The following is an 18,753-nucleotide window of genomic DNA, read 5'->3' as shown; positions in this document are numbered from 1 at the left end:
AGGATCTGCTCTCGCGGGCGAGCCGTCGTGAAGTTCAGTCCAGCCGTACATTGGTCACCATGCACGGTTTCCGGATCGTCGCTTGCAAAATCGGCATGCAGCCGGCCTTCCTTGGCCAGGCGCCGGGTCAGTTGCGTGTTGGGCAGCGCATAAAGCAGTCCGGTCATTGCAACGGGAATGGCGGCGTCTTCGATCAAGGTCGATATTCCCTCGGCAACCTTGTCGCCTTCCTCATCGAAGCCCACAATGAAGCCCGCCAGCACGAAGATCCCGGCATCGTAAATCTTGTGAACGCTTTCAGCGATGTCGCGCCGGGTGTTCTGCTTCTTGCGCGTGGCGACAAGAACATCCGGATCCGGACTTTCAATTCCAATGAAAACGGAGAAGTAGCCGGCATCCTGCATCATCTTCAACAGGGCTTCGTCATCAGCCAGATTGAGAGAAGCTTCCGTTGACATTTCGAAGGGGTATTTCCGCTTCTTCTGCCAGGCTGCAAGTTCAGGCAGGAACCCTTTCACCGCTCGCTTGTTGCCGATCAGGTTATCGTCAACGAAATCGACATGGCCTCGATAGCCGAGCTCATAGAGCCGGTCGAGTTCGGCCAGGATCTGGTCATTGGTCTTTGTCCGCGGGACCCGTCCATAAAGCTCGATAATGTCACAGAATTCACAGGTAAACGGGCACCCACGTGAATATTGAACACCGATCTGCACATAATCTTTGAACTTGAGGAGGTCGAAACGGGGGATCGGGCTGGAGGTCACGTCAGCCTTGAATTTTTCTGCAACGAACCGCCCATTTCGAACGCCATCGTTCCAGGCTGCAATGAAGGTTTCCAGAATACCTTCTGCCTCACCGAGGACGAGGAAGTCGGCTATTTCATAGACTTCCGGTGATGAGGTCGCGTCAGGACCGCCGACCACTACGGGGATCCCCTTTTCCTGCGCCCTTTTGATCATTGCCAGGCAATCCGACTGCTGCGGCAGCATTCCACCGGTCATGATCATGTCCGCCCAGGCAAGATCTTCGTCGGACAGTGAACCGGTATTCCGGTCGATCAGTCTGACGCTCCAGTTGTCCGGCAGCATGGCGGCCACCGTAATCAGGCCGAGAGGAGGGGCGGGATATTTTGCGCCGACCAGATCGCAAGTGGCGCTGTAATTCCAAAAAGAACCAGAGTTAAATCGCGGATAAACCAATAAAACATTGCATTCCGACATGCAGTCTCCCTCCACCCGGCTTAACTGCTCAAAGCGGCGCTACCGTAGCAAGATTACGCCAAGGCACAACAGCCCATTGTCTGGAACCTGCTCCGATATGTTTTCACACGTTGCTGACGCGCGGTTTTTGAACATAAAAAATCAGGCCGTGAACTTCCTTGCCAAGCTCATGACGCAGTGTCACCGTCTTGTCCTTGACATAAGACAGCGAGGCTGCCTCCGCACAACGGCGAAGATATGACGGCGTGTGTGCATAACGTCCTGTTGAATCGACACGAAAATCTTCCGTGGACGGGCCGGACAGATGTTCGACGCTGGCAATCAGAACCGCCCCCGGTTTCATTGCTTTATGAAGTGCGGTCATGAAGGGCTGCAGATTTCCCAGATAACAAAGCGTATCGACGCAGACAGCCAGATCAAATCGTGTCGGCAAGTCAGACTCAAGAAATGCAACCAGCTCCCCTTCAACGAGGAAATCATACGCTTTCAGGGCCGCAGCCTTTTTCAGCATGCCGGGTGACAGATCAATGCCGGTCAGCTTGCCGCAGTGATCGCGAATGAGCGGACCGCACAGGCCGGTACCGCATCCCAGATCAACAACGTCTTCAAACCGCTCATTTGTGTTTGCGGCCAGCGTCCCGACCTCTTCGGCGACCAGCTCCGGAGCCCGATATCCCAGCCCTTTCAGCACATCATCGAAGGTTGCGGAGAACTTGTCGAAATGACTTTTGACATAGTCTTCCGGAGCATGATCGAGTTCGTCGCCGCGCACTGCCGCAAGCTGGTAGCGCGCAACTTCGTTTTCCGGATCGGCTTCGACAATCTTTTCCAGATGTTCAAGTGCGCGCTCCTGCCTCCCAAGGGCGCAAAGCACGCGTGCATGCCAGACCGGGTCGGCATAAACCTCCGTACCGAAAGCCAGACACCTTTCGAGGGCGTCAGCTGCCTCATCCTTGTGTCCAGCCAGCATCAGGGAAAGGCCGTAATTGTGCCAGGCTTCGGGATTGTCCGGATCCAGGCGAACAATTTCCGTCAGGATCGGCAGGAGGTCGTCATTATGTGTCGCGGCCCGCAACAGCACGTTGATGTTGCTCCACGCTTCTTCGTGGCGTGGTTCCAGCTCGACAGCTTTCGCATAAGCTTGCAGGGCATCGCTTGGCTGACCGGAGATTTTCAGAATATTACCAAGATTGTTGAGCGCGGACGCGTTTGCAGAGTTTTGTTCCAGCGACTTTCGTATCAGGGCGATCGCATTGTCGGCATGGCCCGCATCGAAATGCAGTAGTCCCAGAAAGTGCAGTCCGTCCGCGTGGTCCGGGTCTGCTTTAAGGACGTCGAGATAAGCATCCTGCGCGGCTTCCAGATTACCATTCCGGTGTGCCGCAATTCCTTCCTGCAACCTTGCGTCGATCTGCATGGCTCACCTCAATAAAAAAGGGCGGTCAACCGCCCTTGTTTCCGGAAAGACCTGCAAGTGACCTTACAGGACTTTCAGGTCTTCAGCCACCATCTGCCCGCGGCGCCATTCAAGATCAAATGCCACAAGCTGGCCTTCTCTCAAGGTGTCGATGCCGGACCGGTGCAGGGCCGCGATATGGACGGGAATATCGTCTCCGTCTTCGGGTTCAATTCTGCCGATACCTCGGCCCGGATCAAACCATTTTACGTTTCCATGTTGCATGGATCTTACTTTCCAATTTTACGCATCAAGGCATACGGGCGGCAGAAATAGCCGGTGTTTTCGACGTCTTGATGACAGTTTTCGTGATATTACTAAAGTACTTGCCAGCCTCCACGCCTGAACAAACGAGCGCGACCGCAGTCGACATTGACCGCGGCATGAAAGTGCACGCTCCGTTTTGGAGGAGGCTGGATGCCTAGCTTATATGCTCAGGCATTTCCCTAGCTTGCCATAACATGGTTAGTGATTTGTTAATGTCAAGGTCAGGGAGAGGGGGCTATCGCTCAAGCTGCCCCAAAATGGCATACTTCAGGATCTCAACCACCTGCTCGGAGGTTTCAGCGACTGCAAGCGCCGCCGCGTCGACCTCCTTCAGCGGATGGGTCAGCGAAGGATCGTGCACAACGATCAGGGATTTTCCAAGTGCAGAGGCGTATCCGGCATCAAAGGCGGCGTTCCACTGCTTGTACTTGTCACCGAAACGAACCACGACAATATCGGCTTTTTCAATAAGTGTCCGTGTGCGGATCGCGTTTACCTTTGCACCCTTGTGATCGTACCAGAACTTCTTGTCCTCTCCACCAAGAATGGTCGCGCCACAATCGTCGCTGGCGTCGTGATCAGTCACAGGAGCGGAAAACTCGACCGGGAGGTTCAGTGCCTTTGTTCCCTCCATGATCCTATCGCGCCAGTCTGTGTGAATTTCACCGGATAAATAGACGGTCCAGTTGCTCATGTTCTCCACCCATAAAAGATCTGTGCTTTGTGAGGCAAATTCGTTTGCCTGTCTGGTTGCAAGGCTGGGGGGTGAACACCGTGTCGTCAAGACCTGAAACAGGCGGTTTGCGGAAAAACAGAATCTTCTCAGGAAGCCTAATCGAAGACGCTGCCGCTATTTCGAATTCAGGTGCCAGACACCGTCCCAGCCCTCTGGTACTCCTTCTCTTGCGATGAGTTGCAATCTGTTCAGAAACACCTTTGCAATCTGGTCCTCGGGGAAGATCGCCAGGATTTCCGTGAACATTTTCCGGGCACTGTCCCAATCGGCCTCTGAAAAGGCATGTAGAGCATTTTCGGAACTGGCCTGCAGGATACGCAAATCCTCAGTCATTTCCGGTGCGCGGGCCAGCGGAGTGTAGACGCTGGTGGCCTGCGTTTTGCCTTTGACCTGGATCTTGTCGATAGCCCTGAACTCGACACCGGTCGCGGTGTCCCGCGTTCTCTGGCAAACCAGCAGTTGGGTTCCATAAATCTTGTTGGCTCCCTCCAGGCGGGCGCCCAGGTTCACAGTGTCACCCATCACCGTATAATTCTTTGTCTTTTCCGAACCGATTGAGCCGATCACCGCTTCACCGGTGGCAATTCCAATGCGCTGCTGCAAACGTGGAAGGTTCTTTTGAAGCCCGGTCAGTTCCGGCAGTTCTTCCTGGAATTGCCGCATCAACTCAATGTTCGACAGCGCGCTTTCAACAGCGAGTGTCGCCTGGTTTCCATCTTCACAGAAAGGCTGTGCCCAAAAGGCCATGATGGCATCGCCGATATATTTGTCGATGACGCCATGCCGGTCTGTGATCTGGGATGACATCAGATCGAGGTAGCGGTTCAAAACGCGTACAAGGCCACCGGGAGTGAACTGTTCCGATATCGTCGTGAAATCCGCAAGGTCGGAGAAGTAGGCCGACACCACCTTCTTCTCGCCCGCCGTCGCATCCGAGTGATCCGCGATCAGACCGGACACGACCCTTGGGTCCAGGTATTGCCCGAATGTGTCCTTGATCTTCTGGGTCGACTTCAGACCGTCGACCATCTTGTTGAAGCTGATTGTCAAGGAACCGATTTCATCGCGGGAGCGCGGTTGCAGTGTGATCTCGAAGTCGCCTTGCTCAACCCTTCTGGCACTTGAAGACAGGGCGCGCATCGGACGCAGGATCCCGGCAATCACAAGCGACGACAGTATAAGGGCAAGGATGCCGGCTGCCGTTGTTGCCGCGATGCTGGCATAAAGCGCTTGTTGTTCGTGCAAAGCAGCGGTCGCAATCGACTGATCGGTGAACGCACTCACATGTGTACGGAGCTGATCAAGACGATCGGTCAGTTTCTGCTCTTCGCTTTCCAATTGTTCTTCAAGTTTTTCGCGTGTCGCCGGCGAAATGTCGGTCGATCCAGCAAGGTTGAGAGCGTGGCTGTGAAAGTTGCTGTGCTGGGATTCAATGCCGACAAGCGTGGGCAACAGGGCCGCAAGCTCAAGCTTGTCCTGAAGCGTGGACGATTGATCCTGTGCGGCCTTGACCCGGGCTTCTGCCGATTTCAGCAGAGTGTCCACTTTACGGGCATGTTCTTCAAAGATCTTGAGGTCGGATTCAAGCCGTTCTTCCAGATGTTGGATCCGAGCAACAAGCGCTGGAGAAGCCTGGACGGCAGCATCGATTTCTTCATCGGTCTTGCCGTAGCTCAGGGACTCAAGTCGATCCGCCCTCAGCTCCGCTTCCAGCTTTTCGACCCTCTCCAGTTCAAGTTCCTCCTGGAGTGCAACAACCTCTATCTGGGCAATCTCGTTCCGGAGAGGGGAAAAGACGGACGAGATCAGGTGAAGTTCCTTGTTGATCTCGAAGATCTTGTAAATTGAGAATGCCGCTGCCGCAGTCATGACAGCAAATACGATGAGAGAAGTGCCGAATATTTTCCAGGCAATGCGCATATTGTCGAACCGATTATCAGACAGAAAGCCTTGCGAAACAGGATGTTCCACTCGAGCTCATTGAAGGCATGAAACTCTTGTACCGGGAACACGGTGTGAAAGCATTAGTTAAAATTAACAATGACTCGGAGTTCTATGTCTGTGATGGTCATCACGGAAACCGTGGAAGATCGATCGATTTCTACCTAACTTTTATCAAGCAAGTCCGTAAGCGCGATCCGGTAGTTGGGATACCGGAACGCGAATTTCAGTTCTTCTTTTATGCGCTGGTTGGATACCCGTTTGTTTTCTCCATAAAACGAGCGTGCCATCGGTGTCAGATCCGCTGTTTCAAACGGAATTTCGGGGGGCGGATCAATACCCAGCAATTCAGCGGCATAGGCAACGACATCCTGTGGTGGTGCCGGCTCATCGTCGGTTACGTTGAAAACGCGGGTCGAGGGGTGGGACATGGCGGTGCCGAGCGCTGCTGCGATATCGGCCACATGTATCCGATTGAAGACCTGACCTGGTTTGACGAGACGACGGGCCTTGCCTTTCCTGAAATTTTCAAAAGCATTGCGACCGGGACCGTATATGCCGGAAAGACGGAAAATCTGGACCGGCAAATTGTTGACCGCAGCGAAGTTCAGCCAGTCTTCTTCCGCGGCGACGCGTTGTATCGAGCGTTTTGAAACCGGTTTGCAGGGCGTATCCTCGTTCACCCATTCGCCGTCATGATTGCCGTAAACCCCGACCGTTGAAAGATAGCCGACCCAATCTGGCCTGTCTGCGGCAATATCCTCTCGGTGATGGTTCAGAACCGGGTCACCATGTTCGTTGGGGCCGATGGAAATAAGTACATGCGTTGCGGACTTGAGCGCTTCTGAAATGCCATTGCCCTTGTTCTTGCCATCAAAGAGAAACGGTTCCACTCCCAACGCCTCAAGAACAGCTGCCTTTTCCTCAGAGCGGGTCGTTCCTCCGATCCAGTCAAACCGCTCGCGGACTTCCTGGATAAAGGCTTTTGACGAGAAACCGACACCGAACACAAACAGACGCATCAAATCAAAGCTCCAGAAGATTGCGGCGGATTTCGTAAAGGGCAATTCCGGTGGCGACTGCAAGATTGAGGCTGTCGGCCTGGCCGGTCTGGGGAATGCGGATCAGTGTGGAACAGGCATCCGCCATGTCGTCTTCCAGTCCCTTTTGTTCGTTGCCCATGACCAGCAGCGCGGGTTCCTGATAGTCCGGTGTCCGATAGTCGACCGAACCCTTCAGGTGTGTTGCAGCGACAGTTCCCGGCCATTTGCCGGCGAGATCCTTGAAATCGTCCTTGCTCATCTTGGCCAGCGGTACATGGAAAAGAGATCCCATCGTGGCGCGAACAGCTTCGACCGCAAACGGATCCGTGCAGTCTCCCACCAGCATGACGCCCGATCCACCAACTGCGTCCACCGTGCGGATGATGGTTCCGAGATTGCCCGGATCGCGGACCCGGTCAAGAGCGACCCAAACGGTGCCGCCTCTCGGGTCAATCTCCCTGGCTGACAGGGTTTTCTGTTCATAAACGCCAACGACCATCTGCGGATTGTCCTTGCGGGTCATGGCGGACATGACGGCATTCGACACTTCCAGGATCAGTGCGCCCCTGGCCTTCGCCGTTGCAGCTGCTTTTTGCGCGATCGGATTGTCGCGGGCCTCCGGACCGAGGGCCAGGTAACGAACGCCCCAGTCGGCCGCCATGGCATCCGTTGCCAGCTTCAATCCTTCCGCCACGAACAGGCCGGACTGACTGCGGTGCTTGCGCTGGGCAATCAGACCCTTGATTTCCTTGACAATCGGGTTTGAGTGGCTGGTGATCTGTTTCACCGCACCGATGCGTTGGGGTTTGCCGGAATGGGCCATGCTTTGCTCCGGAAGCTCGCTCAGGAGCTGAACAGGGACGGGTTCTTGATAGCGCTGGATTAGGCGTTGCCCTGTGTCTGGTCAAGTTTTTTGGAGCAGGGGATATTCAAAGGCGGCAGACTTATTCCATCGCGGGTAACAGCCGTTCCGTTGCGATGTAAATCGACTCGTTGATGTCGACCGGAAAATCGGTCACTTCCAGTTTGCCGTCAATCGACAGGAACGACAGGCCGTGGACCTGCGTCCAGAGCGGAAACGACCAGCGCAGGACCGTCTCGTTGATTTCCGGTTCACCAAGATATCCTGCAACCTCGCGCAGCAGGACACCGTAGCTGCCGCGGCCGACGGCCTTGAGTTCGTCGATACGGCCCGCATGCTCTTTCGTGCTGAACATCAGCCTGAATGTATGAGGCTCGCGGATTGCGAAGCCCACATAGGCCCGGCCGATGGCCGCGATGGATTGAACCGTGCCGCGCGGATGACCCGAAGCCTGCCTTTCCATGTCTTCCCCCAGCCGACGGAGCCCGTCCATGGCAACCTCGGTCAGGAGGTCCTGCTTTGATGAAAAGTGTCGATATGGAGCGGCTGTGCTGACGCCCGCAAGCCGGCAGGCATCGGACATGGAAAATCCGTCAGGGCCGTTTTGTTCGATCAGGCGGCCCGCTGCATTGACGAGCTGACCGCGCAGATTTCCGTGGTGATATCCGCTTTTCTTCTGAATTTTGCCCTTAGCCATTCGCGGCGGCTCCAAATTTTTTGGCGTGAGTCTCTTGTAGAAGTTAATTCTTCTAACATATGTTAACAACGATAACATAGTTAAAGCCGTTTACATCGGATTGACCAGAATTCGAAAGCGGAGAACGCCGGGCAAGAGGAAGAGGTTGTGGAGATGTCGGATGACCGGTTGGATAGAGAGAAAGAGAGTGCAGGCCGCAATTTCGCAAGGCGGCTTGGTAGGTGGGGCGTCAGTCTGACCACATTCTCTGTGAATGTCGGACTTGCCGCCGCCGCCGTCATGATCGGCGTGACCACCATTCAGATGCGCGCGGAAGAAAAGCCTGAAGTTGCGGCAACACCGGCGGTTCAAGTGAACATCATGAGACCGGTTTTCCAGACGGGCTACGAAGTAAGGCGCAGCTTTGTCGGTCGATTGGAACCGGCGCGGCAGACCGACCTCGGTTTCGAGCTCTCTGGAACAATCCGGGATATCAGGATCGATGAAGGCGGAACCGTTCAAAAAGGTGAAGTCATCGCGGTTCTGGACACAAGAACCCTGGAGGCTGAGCGCCGCCGGCAACTCGCCAACCGCCGAGCCACGGAAAGTGACCGGGAATTGGCAGCACTCACGCTTGATCGTCAGAAGAAGCTGAAGGAAAGCGGTCATGTCAGTGAACAAGTACTGGATCAGGCCAGATTGACGCTTAGCCGGCTGGACGCGACACTGGTCCAAATCGATGCCACTATCGAATCCATTGACATCAGTCTCGATAAATCCGTGCTGAAGGCTCCCTTCGACGGCATTGCCGGTGAACGCTTGCTCGACGAAGGTGCCACGGTTTCTTCGGGACTGCCGGTGCTCAAGTTGCTTGAAACCGCCAAGCCGACCGTGCGGATAGGTCTTGCGCCCGAAGTTGCCGATCAGATCTTGCGAACTGAAACGTTCGAGATTGAGATTTCAGGTCAGATTTTTCCAGCTCGATTGACTGCGATGCGACCGGATCTGCAAACCCGCACACGGACGATTGAAGCTCTGTTTCAGCTGGAAGCGCCGGACAACGCGCCCCTGTTCGGGCGGCTTGCCGAGTTGTCTCTTCCAGAACATGTCGAAGAGGAAGGTTTCTGGGTGCCGACATCCGCTTTGAAAGAGGGACCCCGGGGGCTGTGGACCGTGCTTGCCGTCGTTGAAGCGGGAGAGGGCGAAAGGGGCGCGGCGTTTCAGGTGGCCCGTGAAGCCGTTGAAGTTCTCCACACCAGTGCAGGCAGGTCCTTTGTTCGCGGAACCATAACCGGAGAAACAAGGATCGTCGCAGACGGCGTTCACCGCGTCGTGCTTGGCCAGTTGGTCAGTCCGGCCGAGAGTGGAGTTTAGGTCATGGAGACGCTTTTCTTCAGACAGCCTCGCCTTGTTGCCCTGACCACACTGGTGATTCTTGCGGCCGGCATGTCGGCCCTCTTGGGCATCGGACGGCAGGAAGACCCAACCATTACAAATCTGTTCGCCACGGTGACGACCGTCTATCCGGGGGCCGATCCTGCAAGGGTCGAGGCTCTGGTCACGGAAAAGATTGAGGAAGAACTGAGGGAAGTGGAAGAGATTGACGTGATCGAATCCACTTCCGGGTCTTCGATTTCGATCATTCGGATTGAACTTCTGGACACTTTGGACGAGCAGGTGATTGAGCAGGCCTGGTCGGAAATCCGCGACAAGATCAGCGACGCGACCCGGGAATTTCCGCCAGGCGTCGTTGAACCTGAATTCAGCACCGAAGGTGCCGGTGCGTTTGCTTCGATCAGCGCACTTGTTCCAAAGCACGATGGCGTATCCGATGCTGTTCTTCTGCGATACGCTGAGGCTCTGTCGGATGTCCTGAGGAATGTTCCCGGAACGAAATCGACTGAAATCTTCGGCGAGATTGAAGAAGAAATCCTCGTTCGTATCGATCCGGCGACCTTGACGTCGCTGTCGCTCACTGTCGATCAGGTTTCCTCCGCCATCCAGAACGCCGATGCCAAGGTTCGCGCAGGCCAGCTTCGCAGTCCTGATCGTGAATTTCTGATCGAGGTCGAAGGTGAAATTGATGCATTGGACCGGATCAGGCGCATTCCTGTTTCCATCAGCAATACAGGCATCGTGACCCGCGTCGGGGATGTGGCGCGTGTGACAAAGGGCAAGCAGGAGCCGGTGGAAGAGCTGACCTATTCAAACGGTCGTCCCGCTGTTCTCGTGGCTGCAAAGATTGCCGATGGTCTGCAGGTCGACACCTGGATGGCACGGGTGCGAGATCGCATTGCGGCTTTCGAGGCGGACATGCCGTATTCGATCGAGCATCAGCTCGTGTTCGACCAGAGCATCTACACTGTCGAACGCTTGTCCAACGTCGGTGTAAACATCGCCATCGGCATGACCCTCGTGGTGATCGTACTGCTTGTAACCATGGGGCTGCGCTCGGCGGTGATTGTTGCCACTGTTCTGCCGGTCGTCACACTTGCCTCCTTTGCAACCATGAACATGATCGGGTTGCCTTTGCATCAGATGTCGCTGACCGGCCTGATCGTGGCTCTCGGGCTGCTGGTTGACGCCGGCATTGTGATGACGGATGAAATCGGTCAGGCCCTGGACACTGGTCTCACGCGGAAAGCGGCGGTCGGCAAGGCGGTCAGGCGGCTGTTCGCCCCGCTTCTGGCCTCAACCGTGACCACCGCCCTGTCTTTCATGCCGATGGTGTTGTTGCCGGGACCGCCCGGTGACTTTGTCGGGGCGATCGCGATTGCGGTGATCATCATGCTGTTGTGGTCGTTCGTGGTCGCCGTCACTTTAACCGCGGCCGTTGCCGGGTGGGTGTTGCCCTTGAAGAAGGAGGGGAAAAAACCGGCAAGGTTCCATCTGACATCTCTGATGGCCACACCATTTCGGTTCTCCCTCAATCTGGCCATACGCAACCCTGCGAGTTCGGTCGCTCTCTCGCTGGTTTTGCCGGTCATCGGCTTTCTCAGCATGCCGACTTTGACCGCGCAGTTCTTCCCGGGTGTCGACCGCAACCAGTTTCACATCGAAGTGGAAATGGCGGATGGAACGGCGATTGCCGGAACGGCTGAAACCGCCCGGACCATTGACGCTTTCCTTGCGGATTTTGATGGCATTGAACAGGTATCCTGGGTCGTCGGCAAAAGCGCACCGGCGTTTTACTACAATATTGTCGGCAGCCGCGACCGCGCCCCTGCCTTTGCTCAGGCACTTGTCAAAACCTCATCGCCGCAAGTGACGGCGAAACTGGTTCCGGAACTGCAGGAAGACTTGTCCAGAAGTTTTCCGGCAGCCCGCATCCTCGTGCGCGACCTGGTGCAAGGTCCGCCGGTCGACGCGCCTGTCGAACTGCGTCTCGTCGGGCCGTCTCTGGATATTCTTCGAAAGCGCGGTGACGCCCTGCGGCAGCTGGCAACGAAAATTGAGGAAGTCACGATTGTCCGCACCACATTGGACGGCGGTGCACCCAAGCTTGAATTTGAAGTCAATGAAGACAAAGCCCGCCTGGTAGGACTTGGACTGGCCGACGTTGCACGCCAGCTCGAAGCAACACTCGAAGGAGCGACCGGTGGCAGCCTGATCGAAGGCACCGAGGAACTGCCTGTCCGGGTTCGGGTCGGTGAGGCGGGCCGGTCCGATCTGAGCCAGATTGCAAGTTTGCCGCTGCTCCCGGCCTCGGGCACTCCTGGAACGGCCGGGTATGACGGTGTCCCGTTGTCTGCTATCGCCGACATTCGTCTGGAACCGGCCGAAGGTCAGGTAAACCGGCGAAATGGTGAGCGGACCAATACCGTGCAGGCCTTTGTTCAATATGGTGTATTGCCGGAAGAGGCGTTGAAGAAACTTCAAGCTGAGATGCTGACTGCAGGCTTCACAATGCCCGACGGCTATCGGATCGAAACAGGTGGCGATTCCGACGCACCGATACGCTTACCAACCTGATCGGGTCCCTTGGCCTAATCATACCGCTTTCCATCGCAGCCGTTGTCCTGACCTTCAATTCGTTCAGGCTGACCGCAGTCACCTTCGTTGTCGCGATCCTGTCCGCAGGTCTCAGCCTGCTGGCGCTCGCGGTCTTTCAGTATCCGTTTGGCATCAATGCGATTATCGGCGTTATCGGGTCGATCGGTGTGTCGATAAATGCTGCCATCATCATTCTGACTGGAATGCAGCAGAACACAGCTGCGGCCAATGGGGACCGGAATGCCATGGTTGATGTCGTCATGAGTTCCAGCAGACACATTGTTTCCACCACCCTGACCACTTTTGGTGGTTTCTTGCCCTTGATCGTCGAAGGCGGGGGCTTCTGGCCGCCTTTCGCCATGTCCATTGCCGGTGGTGTGCTGCTGTCGACCGTTATCTCGTTTTACTTTGCTCCGCCGATGTTCGCACTCGTTTATGCGCGCAGGAAAGTGGCCTCAGGTGAAGATGGGATGAGCCGTGGTACGGACAAAAACGATGCTGAGGCAGACACCTGGTCGAACGACAATTACCAGCAGGCTCTGGCTGCAGAGTGAGTTTTGAGACTTAGGGCGTGTTCAATGGATGTGCCCTAGCGGCCGCTCCATCTGGAAAAGAGTGAAGTGGAGAGGGCACGATTGCCGTCCTCTTCGCGAATGACCAATTCCCCGGATTCCAGCAACCCGCCCTGGCTGGCAAGTGTTTCGGCCATCAGCTCGTGAATCGAGACGAAACTGGAGCGGATTGCGTAGGCTGTCAGGATCATGAACAGCGCATCGTCTGCAAGAAGCTTCTGCAGGTCGGCCAGCATGCCGGGCAGACTGGTGTAAAGATCCCAGACCTCACCTTTTGGGCCGCGCCCGTATTTGGGCGGGTCCAGAATGATGCCGTCATACTTGTTGCCGCGCCGCACTTCGCGGGCGACGAATTTTGAGGCATCCTCGCAGATCCAGCGGATCGGCAGATCGTCCAGGCCGGAAAGCGCCTGGTTTTCGCGCGCATAGCCGATAGCCTTCTTGGACGCGTCTACGTGGGTTACCTGAGCGCCTTCGGCAGCCGGCAGAAGTGACGCCAGCCCCGTATATCCAAACAGGTTCAGGATTTTCAGTGGTTTCTCGGGTTGCCGTTCGAGTTCTTCGCGGACCTTTCCGTTGACCCAGTCCCAATGAGCCGCCTGTTCCGGAAAAACACCGACATGACGGAAGGACATGAAACGGCCGTTATAGCGCACGGGCCCATAGGCCATTGGCCAGGTTTCGGGAACGTTGCCGGAAAACTTCCAGCGGCCCGGACCTTCTTCCTCCGTATCGCCGGAAAAAACAGCATTTGCCCGGTTCCAGGCACTTTCAGGTTGCCGCCGGGTGCCCATGGCTTGCGGCTCGGGCCGAACAATCGTGAAACGGCCGTACCGCTCCAGCTTTTCGCCTTCGCCCATATCCAGCAGCCGATAGTCTTTCCAGCCTTTCGTTTCCAGGATGACCGGCCACGATTGGGTTGGGGACTTGCCGTATGGTGCGAAACTGGGGGCGATGGTCTGGTCCGCCACGTTGCTCTCTCGTTTTTTGTGAATTGCTGACAGTGCTCTAGTTGCCTGTTGCGGTCAGGTCAACGTTTTGAAGAGTGTTCAGCCAAACAAAAAAGGCGGGAGCGTTGAACGCTCCCGCCCTTTGCATTTTGGTGCCAGGTTGATCAGGCAGCAGCAACCTCGGACAGGAAGCGCTCGACTTCGTTCTTGAGCTGGTCGGTTTTCTCGGTCAGTTCACCTGAAGCCGACAGAACCATATCCGCCGACGAAGAAGTCTGATCGACTGCTTGCGAAAGCTCGGTCATGGATGAGGATACGGCACCTGTTCCTTCGGCAGCGCGCTGGACGTTCTGCGAGATTTCGGCCGTGGCCGCTCCCTGCTGCTCGACCGCTGAAGCAATTGCCGTGGTATAGCTATTGACCTCGTTCATCGTCTCGGCGATTTCACCGATCGCAACGACGGATTCTTTCGTCGCGCTTTGGATTTCGGTGATCTGGGAGCTGATTTCCTCAGTTGCCTTGGACGTCTGGGTCGCCAGTTCCTTGACCTCTGCGGCAACAACCGCGAAGCCTTTGCCGGCTTCGCCGGCGCGGGCCGCTTCGATCGTGGCGTTCAGGGCCAACAGGTTGGTCTGTTCGGCGATTGCCTGGATAAGCGTGACAACTTCACCGATCTTGGTCGCAGCTTCCGCCAGACCTTCGACCTTTTCGTTGGTTACCCGCGTGCCGGTTGTTGCCCGGTCCACAATTTCCGTGGTCTGGGCAACCTGACGCGAGATCTCACCGATCGAGGCCGCCAGTTCTTCAGCGGCGCTTGCCACGGTCTGAACATTGTTGGTCGTCTCGTTCGAGGAAGACTGTGTCTCGTTGGCGTATCCGGCACTGTCTCGGGCGATTTCGGTCAGGGCCTGAGCCGTGTTGTCGAGGCCAACGGCGGTGGTTTCGACCGACCCAAGGGCTTCTTCGGCAGTTGCCCGGAAGTTGTTGATGAGATCGTCGACACGTTGCTGGCGTTCGTGACGGGCCGCTTCCTCGCGGGCGTTCTGTGCCTGCAGCTCGGCGCGTTCGACCGCGTTGTCGCGGAAGACCTGAACCGTGCGGCTCATGTCACCGATTTCATCACCGCGATCAATGCCGGCAATGTCGACTTCATTGTCGCCGTTTGCCAACCGGTCCATGACATTGGTGATAGTCCGGATCGGTTTGGTGATAGCCAGGTTCAGGACAACGGCCAGACCGACGCCGCCAAGAATTGCCAGCAGGATTGTGATGGCGATCTGCATCTCCGCGGCACTGGCAGCCGAATTGGCTGCTTTGGATTGGGAATTGGAAATCGCTGTGATGTCCGCACTGACCTTTCTGGTCAAACTGTCAAGCTGCTGCCTCTTCGCCAGAAGGTCCGCTTCGGCGGTCAGCATTTCCTTGAAAGACCTGTCCATCGATACGAGGGAAACCGGGATCGCGTTAATGGCGTCGGCAGCCGAGGGAAGGACATTGGCGTATTTGACCAGATCTTTTTCCAGCTTGGCCAGATTTGCAATCTGCTCCTCGACCGGACCCTGGTCTACCGCACCGAAGGATCCGAAGAGGTAAAGCGTTTCTGACCGGGCTGCGAGCGAGTACTGGCTCAGTCTCGTTGCCTTGTCGGCGATTGCCCGTACCGTTGCCAGCCGGGTCGACGCAGTCAAGGCATCCGTCTTCGCCTTTGACACAACCGGCAACACCTGACCGAGAATGTCCTTGGTGAGAACATCCATGTTCTCAATGGCGGTGCCGACGGCAAGGCGGGCCTCATAGGCTTCGGAAAAGCCCAGATCCTTGGTCAGGTTCTCAAGCGCGGTCAGCAGCTTTTTAGCCTGACCGGCCAGTTGGCTGACAGTCTTTTTCTGGATGCCCTCAACCTGTTTGTAGCGCATTTGCTTGGTATCGGAGACCAGCGACCGCGCGATGTCGATGGACGTCGTCAGGGCTTCGCCTTCAATGTTGCCACTGCCTTCAAGGTACAGAAGCTGAACCTGGACGACTTCGTCCTTCAGTTCGAAGACTGCACGTTGCAGCCCGTTGGCGTCGTCCAGTCTGCCATTGGCAGAGAACGCTTCGGCACTGACACGCTTTTCTTCGGTCAGGACGGCGTCCGTGATGCTTGTGGCGAGGGCTTCAAGTTCCGTCGTGCTCTTTTGAAGCGTCGCCAGGCGATCTGCCTGTTGCGTTGTCTGATCGACGACCTGATTGAAGGTTGCCGCAAACTCGGCGACCGCTTCCTTGGCGCCAGCAACCTGTGCTTCCGAAGCCGGGTCTCCGGCAACTTCGTGCGTCAGTTCCTGCAAGGATGCATCAAGGGCAGCGATGTCCTGGAAAACAGCTTCACTCAATTCAGGCGAAGGATTGTTCAGAAAATCCTCGCGTTTCAAGGAAGTTGCCTGCACCTGGCCGGAAACCTGCGCGGCGTGATCGGCTACCACGAAGCTGGATGAAAGGTTCTGGATCGCGAGAAATCCGACACCTCCCACCACTGCCGTGAGTAATAACACGGCAAAAAAGCCGCCGCCGACCTTGAAGCCAAACTTCAGGTCGACAAGTACCTTCAGAATTCGTTTCATTTTTCCCCACTCACAGCCGTCAGAACTGCATTATCAAGTTCTGAGTATCGAGCATGGGCAATGAAGATTAGGTAAATTGCTGTACTATTCAGTATATGAAAATTTTAAAAGTAAATCTCGCAAGAGTTACAATAAACAATACCGATTAGTATTTAATTTTCTTCGAAGGAATATTAAATACCGGAAAATGCCATAATTTACACGTGTTGGCCGCCATTAATATGAATTTCGGATCCAGTCACATAAGAGGAATTACTGGAGCAGAGATAGAAAATCGTATCGGCAACTTCTTCTGGTAGCCCAAGGCGACGTAGAGGAATGTTCGAGATCATCTTTTCAGTTCCTGGGGAAAGGATGGACGTGTCGATTTCACCTGGGGCGATAGCATTGACCCGGATGCCGTGTGGTCCGAAATCGGCGGCCATTTCCCGGGTAAGGGAGGCAAGGGCGGCCTTGGAAGTCGCATAGGCTGTTCCGGCGAAGGGGTGTACGCGCATCCCGGCAATGGATGTTACATTGACGACGGACCCTTTTGCAGCCTTCAATTCCTCAAAAAGGCCGCGGCCCAAAAGGATGGGCGCGAAAAAATTCACTTGAAAAACGGTCCTCCACTCATGCATCGCCGTCGTCAGGGAATCGAGGCGCTGGCCTTCAGAACCCTTCGGACTGATACCGGCATTATTGACCAGCGCGCTGAGTTGGCAGCCGTTTTCTTCAAGCCGCTTGCGAATTTCCTGCACGGCAAAGCCGAGGTTTTCAGGGTCTGAAAGGTCGACCTGAATATGGTCTTCGGGTCCCATTGGCCAAGGGCATTTCTCCGAAAATGCCTGGCGTGAACACGAAATCACCCGCCAGCCTTCAGCTGAGAATTTTTTAACAGTGGCATGGCCAATGCCGCGGCTGGCGCCCGTCAGCACGAGTGTGGGACGATGACCCGTTGTTGCCTTGCCGCTCATTTTCATTCCTTGCTGTGTTACAAGAGATCGGAAAAAGTTGACTCTCGTGGTGAAGTTTCGTTATTGCGCAGAAAACCACAAATGCCAATATGTCCGCTGGAGGGCGGAAACTGAAAAAAGCCCGACCTCAGGTACGGACACTGTGCGGATCCTCGTATGATCATATGCTCCTGTAATGTTCTGTCTGACAAGCAACTTCGCGAAGCGGCAGAAGAAATGCGTGCAGATCCGAACGGGAAAGTACCGACACCCGGGGCTGTTTTTCGCCATTTGGGATGCCGGCCACGGTGCGGAAGTTGTTTTCCTTCTGTCATTGACATCATTCACGAAAAAGGCTCTGAAGTAGGTAAGGACGTCGAACCGGCTCCCGCCCCGCAAAAACGTATGGCAAGCCGGTAATTTAGGAGAGAGCCTGATGAAGGGCGAACCGCGCGTAATCGAGTATTTGAACAAGGCACTGCGTCATGAACTGACCGCGGTGAACCAGTATTGGGTCCATGCTCGCCTGTTGGCTGATTGGGGTTTCGGCAAACTGGCAGACAAGGAACTGGAGGAAGCTGACGAGGAACGCCAGCATGCTCAGGACCTGATGGATCGTATCATCTTTCTGGAAGGCCTGCCGAACCTTCAGACCCTCGACCCGCTGCGTATCGGCCAGTCGGTAAAAGAGTGCCTGGAAGGCGATCTGGCAGCAGAATATGTGGCACGCGCCCTTTATCATGAAGCTCGTGAAGTTTGCCGCGAGCTGGGCGACTATGTCTCCATGGCGCTGTTTGAGCAACTGCTCAGCGACGAGGAAGGCCATATCGATTTCCTGGAAACCCAGCTTGGGTTGATTGAGCGGATCGGCATCGACAATTATTCTCTGCTGCACGCAAAATCGGCGGATCAGGCAGAGTAGACACCTCTTTCGATCGATATCCGATTACGGCTGCTTCCCATGGAGCAGCCGTTTTTGTTTTTGATGCCCGCATGCCCTTGTCAGACGGGCAGAATATGCGTGTCCTTGATTTCTTCCATGACTGCATAAGTATGGGTTTCCCGCACACCGGGAAGCGCCAGGACGACATCCGACAAAAAGGCCCGGTAGGCTTCCATGTCTTTCACCCGGCTTTTCATCAAATAATCGAATCCGCCTGCCACCATATGACACTCGAGCACGTCAGGTGAGCGCTCAACCGCGATCTTGAAGGCATCGAATATCTCCGGAGAGGTGCGTTCCAGACGGATTTCCACGAAGACCAGCAGACCTCGCTCGACTTTCTTCGGGTCGAGGCTGGCCGAGAAATGCTCGATATATCCTTCTCGCACCAATCGCTTCATGCGTTCGGCGGTTGCCGTGGCCGAAAGGCTGATCCGCTCGGACAGGTCGGTGTTGGTTATGCGGCCATCCTCCTGAAGAACCTTCAGAATACGCCGGTCGATTGTGTCAAGCATAGTGATTTTCTTTTAAAAACTCCTATTTGAATGAGAAATACACG

General features: G+C 55.6%; 17 protein-coding genes. 5 read left to right on the top strand and 12 right to left on the bottom strand.

Features of this window, described 5'->3' with window-relative positions; genetic code table 11:
• From K5905_RS07625 to K5905_RS07590, 8 genes are all read right to left on the bottom strand, one after another.
• Nucleotides 1–1,220: radical SAM protein (locus tag K5905_RS07625; protein ID WP_297582128.1), on the bottom strand; the 1,220-nt coding region annotated here is incomplete at its 3' end.
• A gap of 103 nt (nt 1,221–1,323) precedes the next feature.
• Nucleotides 1,324–2,637, bottom strand: coding sequence for a tetratricopeptide repeat protein (locus tag K5905_RS07620; protein WP_297582125.1), 1,314 nt, complete (start codon nt 2,635–2,637; stop codon nt 1,324–1,326).
• 63 nt (nt 2,638–2,700) lie between these two features.
• Nucleotides 2,701–2,901, bottom strand: coding sequence for a cold shock domain-containing protein (locus K5905_RS07615; RefSeq protein ID WP_297582122.1), 201 nt, complete (start codon nt 2,899–2,901; stop codon nt 2,701–2,703).
• A 277-nt stretch (nt 2,902–3,178) separates the two neighbouring features.
• Nucleotides 3,179–3,637, bottom strand: coding sequence for a YtoQ family protein (locus K5905_RS07610; RefSeq protein WP_297582119.1), 459 nt, complete (start codon nt 3,635–3,637; stop codon nt 3,179–3,181).
• A gap of 156 nt (nt 3,638–3,793) precedes the next feature.
• Nucleotides 3,794–5,650, bottom strand: a complete 1,857-nt coding sequence (locus K5905_RS07605) for an adenylate/guanylate cyclase domain-containing protein (protein ID WP_297582115.1) — start codon at nt 5,648–5,650, stop codon at nt 3,794–3,796.
• 134 nt (nt 5,651–5,784) lie between these two features.
• Nucleotides 5,785–6,642, bottom strand: coding sequence for an SDR family oxidoreductase (locus tag K5905_RS07600; protein ID WP_297582134.1), 858 nt, complete (start codon nt 6,640–6,642; stop codon nt 5,785–5,787).
• Nucleotides 6,643–6,646: 4 nt separating this feature from the next.
• The gene (locus K5905_RS07595; RefSeq protein WP_297582112.1) at nt 6,647–7,486 is read right to left on the bottom strand and encodes an RNA methyltransferase; all 840 of its coding nucleotides are present in this window, start codon (nt 7,484–7,486) and stop codon (nt 6,647–6,649) included.
• A gap of 121 nt (nt 7,487–7,607) precedes the next feature.
• On the bottom strand, nt 7,608–8,222 hold the full coding sequence (locus K5905_RS07590) for a TetR/AcrR family transcriptional regulator (RefSeq protein WP_297582110.1): 615 nt from the start codon (nt 8,220–8,222) through the stop codon (nt 7,608–7,610).
• Between the two features lie 153 nt (nt 8,223–8,375).
• Between K5905_RS07590 and K5905_RS07585 the strand changes: the two genes are divergently transcribed.
• The 3 genes from K5905_RS07585 to K5905_RS07575 are packed head-to-tail and all read left to right on the top strand — an operon-like array spanning nt 8,376 to nt 12,748.
• Nucleotides 8,376–9,575: an efflux RND transporter periplasmic adaptor subunit gene (locus K5905_RS07585; RefSeq protein ID WP_297582107.1), complete on the top strand. Its 1,200-nt coding sequence runs from the start codon at nt 8,376–8,378 to the stop codon at nt 9,573–9,575.
• A 3-nt stretch (nt 9,576–9,578) separates the two neighbouring features.
• Nucleotides 9,579–12,173, top strand: coding sequence for an efflux RND transporter permease subunit (locus K5905_RS07580; RefSeq protein WP_297582104.1), 2,595 nt, complete (start codon nt 9,579–9,581; stop codon nt 12,171–12,173).
• The gene (locus K5905_RS07575) at nt 12,170–12,748 is read left to right on the top strand and encodes an efflux RND transporter permease subunit (protein ID WP_367186950.1); all 579 of its coding nucleotides are present in this window, start codon (nt 12,170–12,172) and stop codon (nt 12,746–12,748) included. Before K5905_RS07580 ends, K5905_RS07575 begins: the two co-directional genes overlap by 4 nt.
• 35 nt (nt 12,749–12,783) lie before the next feature.
• Here K5905_RS07575 and K5905_RS07570 read toward each other — a convergent pair whose 3' ends face one another.
• The 3 genes from K5905_RS07570 to K5905_RS07560 form a co-directional block, all read right to left on the bottom strand.
• The gene (locus K5905_RS07570) at nt 12,784–13,737 is read right to left on the bottom strand and encodes a class I SAM-dependent methyltransferase (protein WP_297582102.1); all 954 of its coding nucleotides are present in this window, start codon (nt 13,735–13,737) and stop codon (nt 12,784–12,786) included.
• 143 nt (nt 13,738–13,880) lie between these two features.
• The gene (locus tag K5905_RS07565; protein ID WP_297582099.1) at nt 13,881–16,316 is read right to left on the bottom strand and encodes a methyl-accepting chemotaxis protein; all 2,436 of its coding nucleotides are present in this window, start codon (nt 16,314–16,316) and stop codon (nt 13,881–13,883) included.
• 197 nt (nt 16,317–16,513) lie between these two features.
• Nucleotides 16,514–17,272 (bottom strand): SDR family NAD(P)-dependent oxidoreductase, encoded by a 759-nt coding sequence (locus tag K5905_RS07560; RefSeq protein ID WP_297582097.1) that lies wholly within the window; start codon nt 17,270–17,272, stop codon nt 16,514–16,516.
• A 156-nt stretch (nt 17,273–17,428) separates the two neighbouring features.
• On the opposite strand from K5905_RS07560, the gene K5905_RS07555 reads away from it, so the two are divergent.
• Both K5905_RS07555 and bfr read left to right on the top strand, forming a co-directional pair.
• Nucleotides 17,429–17,671 carry a bacterioferritin-associated ferredoxin gene (locus tag K5905_RS07555; protein WP_297582095.1) on the top strand — a complete coding sequence of 81 codons (243 nt, stop codon included), beginning with the start codon at nt 17,429–17,431 and terminating at the stop codon, nt 17,669–17,671.
• A gap of 16 nt (nt 17,672–17,687) precedes the next feature.
• On the top strand, nt 17,688–18,173 hold the full coding sequence (gene bfr, locus K5905_RS07550; protein ID WP_297582093.1) for a bacterioferritin: 486 nt from the start codon (nt 17,688–17,690) through the stop codon (nt 18,171–18,173).
• A gap of 80 nt (nt 18,174–18,253) precedes the next feature.
• Here bfr and K5905_RS07545 read toward each other — a convergent pair whose 3' ends face one another.
• Nucleotides 18,254–18,709, bottom strand: coding sequence for an Lrp/AsnC ligand binding domain-containing protein (locus tag K5905_RS07545; protein ID WP_297582091.1), 456 nt, complete (start codon nt 18,707–18,709; stop codon nt 18,254–18,256).
• Between the last annotated feature and the right edge of the window lie 44 nt (nt 18,710–18,753).

Origin of the sequence: Roseibium sp. (assembly GCF_025698965.1) — a bacterium.
GTDB lineage: Bacteria > Pseudomonadota > Alphaproteobacteria > Rhizobiales > Stappiaceae > Roseibium.
This window is presented reverse-complemented; position numbering and strand designations above follow the sequence as displayed.